Consider the following 6270-nt stretch of genomic DNA (forward strand, 5'->3'; position numbering starts at 1 on the left):
GCTATACGCGTGTAAATAGTTGAATATTCGAGGCACTTCGCAATTCACGATGGATTATCTTTACAAAAAGTTACAATCACGAGATAAATAGTGTCGCACTAAAACGGCGAAGCCCCCAACTACTGGTAATAGTCAGGGGCTTCTTATAAACGTCTACCACTCTAGCAGGAGCATAGACATGTTAAGTATACCAGTTAATGAACCAAGTAAAACTATCAACGTCCCATTTTATGGCTCAGATCTATATGTCGTTAATTATAACGGTGAACCATACGTACCGATGAAGCCGATTGTTGATGGCATTGGTCTAGCTTGGCAATCACAGTTAGAGAAGTTAAAAACTCGCTTTTCAAAAGGTATCACGGAAATCGTTATACCTTCAAAAGGTGGTTCACAATCAATGACTTGCCTAGCCCTCCGTAAACTTGCTGGTTGGTTAGCTACTATCAGCCCCAATAAAGTTAAAGCGTCAATTCGTGAGAAAGTTATCCGGTATCAAGACAAATGCGATGATGTGCTTTATGAATACTGGACTACGGGTGAGGTTAAGGCGAAAGCTCCAGTAAAGCAGCCACCAAATTTCAGATATGTCGTCAGGTTGGAAGTTTACGATACTACACTCAATAAGACTGAGGTCTTTACAGGTGGAACGGAGACACCTAGAGAAATTGTTAGCGGAGTAGCAAAACGATACGGGTATTACATTGAAAATATGCTCTCACTGCCAATCAACGCATTTTAACCCCAAGCCACGGATGGCTTTGAATGAAATTTATGACAGGCGATTAATTAATCAAATAGTAAAAAGAAAATACCCGCTGTAGTGTGTGCTAGACAAAATAAAGAGGAGGATCAATCCATGAATCAATATATTGTTACCTATATCGGCCTTGGTGATTACAACTCAGTTCTGGTTAACTCGCAGATTGCTTTAGATTTTGATTGGAGTACGGGTGGGGTTAGTGATTTTTTAATTGCGGTGGAGAAGGAGGCGCTCACTCAAGCCACGGTACATATTAATAACTCTGTAGCAAGAATCTCTATTGTTAGAATATATACTCTGCAATAAATAACATATTAAATAACCCCCATGAATTCAAGGCTGCGCATTGCGTGGCTTTTTTTATTGGATCTGACTATGGACTTACTAAGCGGCTTTAACACCATGCGAGCTTCGGTGATAACTCGCTCTATTGGTGAATTTCAATTTGACTGCGTGGTTATCGAGAATCACAGTTCAAATCTACGCATTACTGAAAACCCTATCGAGTCGGGGGCGGCGATTGCTGACCATGCCATTCTGGAACCGAAAGAGATTACGATTGCGGGGATCATGGTGGGCTATCAGCCTCCGCAACATTTCAATAAGTTGATTGGCGGCGATCTTTCTGCCGCGATGGACAAATACCCGCTTCCTATCGAAATCCGAGCCATGACAAAGCAAGCTGAATCTATGGTGAATCGCTATATATCGATGGGTGAATCCATGCTGGAGCAAATAGGCTACAACCGCCCCTTAGCGCCGTGGTTGCCCAATCGTAACGGTTTGGCAGAGGATAGCTCTCAGACACTGGATAGGGTCGGTAAAGCCTATAATGACCTGCTTAACCTACAGAAGAGCGGCGAACCTATTACCGTCATGACTGGCCTGAAACAGTACAAAAATATGATGCTCGTGAGTATCAGTGTTACCCAGATGAATGAGGGATCGGCTGAATTCAATTTGACATTGCGTGAGATATTCATTGTTGAGACGCAAACGGCTCAGGGGTTGCATCCTAATCTGAAAAAAGCACCGAAGAAAACGAACATGGGGAAGACTCAGCCATCGTTATTGGATGGAAAATCGTCTGCCGTTTTCAATCTCAATGAGCTTGCTGGTGATCCTGCTGGAGCAGTTAAAAACTTTTTTAGTGGTATTTTCGGAGGCGGTAAATGATATACGAAATACCCGTTTCAACTGATGTTATCCAAGAGCAGGATTTTAGCCTGTTTGACATGAACTTGAGATTTACCCTCTATTTCAATCCAATATTTAACGGCTGGCAGTTTGATTTGCTGGATACCAACACAGATAAATATATCGCTCAACTGTATGGCCTGACGGTAAACAGCCCCGCATTGTTCACTAAAAATCTACCGTTCATCATATTAATGAGTGATGGCTCTGGATTGGGGATTAATTCAGTTCAGCGTAGTGAATTGGGGAAACGACTAAAAATATACTTTGTCGATAAAGAGGCATGGCATGAGGCAATTCGGACGACAGATTAAACTGAACATCGGCAACACTAAAGAGTCTATCGAAATTACTAACCTCAGAATCGCATTTGATATCTCCAAAACTATCACCAGCGAACCCAACCCTGCCACAATCCAAATCTACAACCTCAACCAGTCACACAGGAACCTGATCACCAGTAGAGCGTATAACCGCGTCAGTTTGGCAGTCGGTTATGAGAAATTGCGCGTGATTTACATGGGCGACATCATTGAGGCGATAACACAACGGGATGGACTGGATTTTGTTATTCAATTGACCTGTGGTGATGGTTATGAGGCGTATACGGGCGCACTGGTGAATAAGACTCTGGCGGCGGGGGCGACTGATGCCAGCATTCTGGCTGAGGCCACTAAATCAATGCGGGTTGGCAATGGAGTGGTGGATCTACCGAAAGACAGAGTGTTACCACGCGGTAAAGTGTTGACGGGGAATGCCCGCGACATCATGCACAAAATAGCCCGTAATAATGGGGCTGACTGGTCAGTGCAGGATGGCAACATCACCGTATTACCTAAAAGCAAGGTCTTAGCTGATAACGAGGGATTCGTGCTTTCTCAGGAGACTGGAATGATTGGCAGTCCAGAGAAAACCGACGATGGATTATCAGTGAGTTGTTTACTAAACCCAGCTATGCGAATAGGCGGACTAGTGAGAGTTCAGTCAATTATGCCTGAATATAACGGCGACTATAAAATCACAGAGCTGGAACATTCGGGTGATTTTATGAGTGATAGCTGGACGACAAAAATCACCTGCATTGGCGGTAAATATCAGAAGGTGGAGAAACAGAGTGAAAAACCCAACGCTACTTGATGTCCTGAATAGCAAGGCAGAAAACGAGCGTCTTGATATTCATACTGCTTTACCTGCCAGAGTTATCTCATTTAATGGACACGCTGCCACAATCGAACTGATGATCACCCAAATATTACACAGTGGTGAGATGCTGGAGTTGCCACCGCTGGTGGATGTTCTTGTTCAGTTTCCACGAGCGGGTGGATTCTGTTTCACGGTTCCTGTCTCTGCTGGCGATGAGGGATTGGCGATATTCTCCGAGCGCTGTATCGATGGTTGGTATGCAACTGGCAATAAATCCGTGCCGCTGGATGCGCGGCTACATGATTATTCCGATGCGTCATTTATTCCTGGCATTTGCAGTCAGCCTAAAAAAATCCCTGACTATTTCAGCGGCGGCGCTTCCATGCAAACTGACGATGGCTCAACGTTCATTCGTATGACACGCGGGAAAATCACCATTCAGGGTGATATTGAACATCTAGGGAGCAGTAAACAGATCGGAAATCATCAACAGGCCGGAAACTGGAACCAAACCAGCGGCAACAGTGAATCAAGTGGCACAATAAGAGCTGCCAAAGTTATTGGTGGTGGTGTGGATGTTGAAAACCACACGCACCCTGATTCACACGGCGGCAATACAGGGAGGCCAAATAAATGAGAGTGAGGCGACTAGATAACAATCACGACTGGACATTCGGTAACGGACGCAGTGATTACGCTATTAAATCAGAGGCGATAGCGCAGTCAGTACAAACACGACTCCTGTCCCTGTTCAATGACTGGTTCCTCAACCCCGATCATGGTGTGAGATGGTTCGATTACCTGCGCAAAAATCCTAACCTGATGACAATGGAATCGGAATTAAAAACGACTGTTCTGAATGCGGATGGTGTGACGGAAATTACCCGATTCGATATCCAGCTCAATGAGAACCGAAAAACGACCGTGATTATTGAGTATATCGATATTTACGGCAATAAAAACGAGGTCAGTACAGATGCTCCAGATTACTGAGACAGGAATTGTTATCGAACAGCTCTCTGCTATTCACCAACGATTAGAGACAGGGTTCCGGCGTATCTATGGCGAGGATATCAATCTGGATGCTGATTCACCGGATGGTCAGATAGTTGGACTATTCTCACAGGAACTCGCCAATATCAATCAGGTCATTGCGTTTATTGTGCAGATGTTAGATCCCTACAATGCAACCGGTGCATGGTTAGAGCAGCGGGCTATGTATGCAGGACTGGTTCGCCGGGGTGCAGAGTTCAGTTATTTATACGATGTGGTAATCACAGGGAATGCAGGTGTGACAATACCAGCAGGAACGGTACTGACAGATGATAATCGCGTTAAATGGATAACACTGACTGATGCAATACTCAATCACAATGGCTCTGCTCAGGTTGGTTTACGTAGTCAAGAACCCGGTTCATTTGCATTGCAGCCTAACAAAGAGCTGAAAATGGAAACTGTCATTGTAGGTGTTGATCAGGTGGTAACGACGAGAGAGTCCAAGGCGGGTAATGAGGAAGAGACTGACGGGAATTTCTTACTGCGGTTTATGCGCTCACACTCCATTAATAATCATGATGATAGGCAGGGAATAGAGACCGCATTACTGGATCTGCCCGATGTGAAACAGGCGCGAGTTTATGAGAATTACACCAACCAGACTGATAAAAATGGTGTGTCACCGCATTCCATGAATGCGGTTGTCATTGGTGGACGAAATGACGATATAGCACAAATCATACTGAGGAAAAAAATTGGCGGATGCGGATTGATGGGCCAGATTTCTAGCCATTGTGAAATGGCTGGAACGCCACGAGAGGTGAGATTCGACAGGGCCGAGATGGTTGATATCAGAATGAGAATCATTATCGAGCGCATCAACGGATTTCAGGATATTGACACAGATGGAATTAAAAAATCACTGGCTGCCACTGAGTTTGCTATTGGTGAATCTGTGTATGCCATGAGGTTAACGTGTCGGGTTAATACCACCTCAGGATTCTACATCAAATCAATCACTGTTAATGGTTCTGACTCAGCCCTAATTGGCGTTCGTCAGTGCGCTCAGATCAAACCTGAACATGTGGAGGTACTGATTGAGTAAACGTGAGGATTTTTTAATCTGGCAATACAGAGGAAAACCGAAGGCCCGACAAACAGTCGGGCTTTTGCTTTCTGAGACCAAAACAATATTTGAGACGGTATTACAGATCCCCGAAATACTCGATATCGATAAATCAGTGGGCTATGGACTGGATTTGATAGGCAAACATGTTGGTATTGGTCGGGCAATGCGGTCATTTGTCCCGAAAGATTATTTCGGCTGGTTAGGGGTGGAGGCTGCATTAGGATTTAACAACGGCCTGTTTTATCGATATGGCGATTCGTTGCAACAATCCGTCAAATTGGACGATTCGGATTACCGGTTCTTTATCCGGGCAAAAATTATCAAGAACTTTCAGCGCCCAACTATTGAGGGGATCACTCATTCCCTCCAACACCTATTAGGGGAATATTCATTTGTCATCGATAACTATGACATGACCATGAATGTTGTTGTCCCCGCTGATTACCTAACACCATTTCGATTACACGCCATTTTGAAACTCGACATTTTGAGTAGACCCATCGGGGTTAAATACCAGTTCGTTGTTATTAACAGTGACCGTCCGTTTGGGTGGGCGCATGACGCTCACACCTTTGGATTTGGTGACGGAAAATTTACGAGGATTATCAATGTCAATCATCAATCGACCTGATTATAAAATATTCGCCAATGATGCGAAAACAGGTGAAACAGAAACATTCCCCGATCTCCTGCGTGGCTGGGGTGTAACCATAGACCGCACAGCCGGAAAACCCCCGATGGAATGGTTTAATGCTATCGGTAAACGTGCTGATGAATGGCTGATGTATCTGTCTCAGCGTGGATTGCCTGAGTGGGATGTAGCCGTGGACTATCCACAACACGCCGTTGTACAACACGCGGGTAAATTTTACTCTGCCAAAAAACAAACACGTGGACAGAGACCAGATCAATCACAAAATGAGTGGATGTTGTTCTCTGATGCTATTGGCATTAGAAATGCCTCAACCACTCAACCCGGTATCGTCCAGCTCAGCAATGCCACGGATAGCAACAGTGAAACAGAATCGGCAACCCCTCGTGC

The 6270-nt window shown here is 44.7% G+C and carries 9 protein-coding genes and 1 pseudogene; all 10 read left to right on the plus strand.

All coding sequences use genetic code 11. The features are described 5' to 3' along the window. Window positions 1–178: 178 nt before the first annotated feature. Window positions 179–556, plus strand: a pseudogene (locus PSI14_RS19330) (phage antirepressor N-terminal domain-containing protein); the annotation flags it as partial. Window positions 557–859: 303 nt separating this feature from the next. Then, window positions 860–1069: a hypothetical protein gene (locus PSI14_RS19335; protein WP_273577610.1), complete on the plus strand. Its 210-nt coding sequence runs from the start codon at window positions 860–862 to the stop codon at window positions 1067–1069. Between the two features lie 69 nt (window positions 1070–1138). Next, a complete protein-coding gene (locus tag PSI14_RS19340) occupies window positions 1139–1939 on the plus strand; it encodes a phage baseplate protein (RefSeq protein WP_273577611.1) in 801 nt (266 codons plus the stop codon). After that, on the plus strand, window positions 1936–2274 hold the full coding sequence (locus tag PSI14_RS19345; protein ID WP_273577612.1) for a phage baseplate plug family protein: 339 nt from the start codon (window positions 1936–1938) through the stop codon (window positions 2272–2274). The genes PSI14_RS19340 and PSI14_RS19345 overlap by 4 nt, the downstream gene beginning before the upstream one ends. Continuing rightward, entirely contained in the window at window positions 2249–3097 is an 849-nt protein-coding gene (locus PSI14_RS19350) for a phage protein (RefSeq protein WP_273577613.1), read from the plus strand. Before PSI14_RS19345 ends, PSI14_RS19350 begins: the two co-directional genes overlap by 26 nt. Next, complete coding sequence (locus PSI14_RS19355; protein ID WP_273577614.1) at window positions 3075–3740, plus strand: Gp138 family membrane-puncturing spike protein; 666 nt, start codon at window positions 3075–3077, stop codon at window positions 3738–3740. The genes PSI14_RS19350 and PSI14_RS19355 overlap by 23 nt, the downstream gene beginning before the upstream one ends. Next, complete coding sequence (locus PSI14_RS19360; protein WP_273577615.1) at window positions 3737–4096, plus strand: contractile injection system sheath initiator; 360 nt, start codon at window positions 3737–3739, stop codon at window positions 4094–4096. The genes PSI14_RS19355 and PSI14_RS19360 overlap by 4 nt, the downstream gene beginning before the upstream one ends. Further along, entirely contained in the window at window positions 4080–5204 is a 1125-nt protein-coding gene (locus PSI14_RS19365; RefSeq protein ID WP_273577616.1) for a baseplate J/gp47 family protein, read from the plus strand. Before PSI14_RS19360 ends, PSI14_RS19365 begins: the two co-directional genes overlap by 17 nt. Further along, window positions 5197–5859, plus strand: a complete 663-nt coding sequence (locus PSI14_RS19370) for a DUF2612 domain-containing protein (RefSeq protein WP_273577617.1) — start codon at window positions 5197–5199, stop codon at window positions 5857–5859. Before PSI14_RS19365 ends, PSI14_RS19370 begins: the two co-directional genes overlap by 8 nt. Then, window positions 5837–6270, plus strand: a 434-nt coding sequence (locus PSI14_RS19375; RefSeq protein ID WP_273577618.1) for a tail fiber protein, incomplete at its 3' end; no start/stop codon positions are given. The genes PSI14_RS19370 and PSI14_RS19375, both read left to right, overlap by 23 nt.

This window comes from Xenorhabdus anantnagensis (assembly GCF_028598555.1).
GTDB lineage: Bacteria > Pseudomonadota > Gammaproteobacteria > Enterobacterales > Enterobacteriaceae > Xenorhabdus > Xenorhabdus anantnagensis.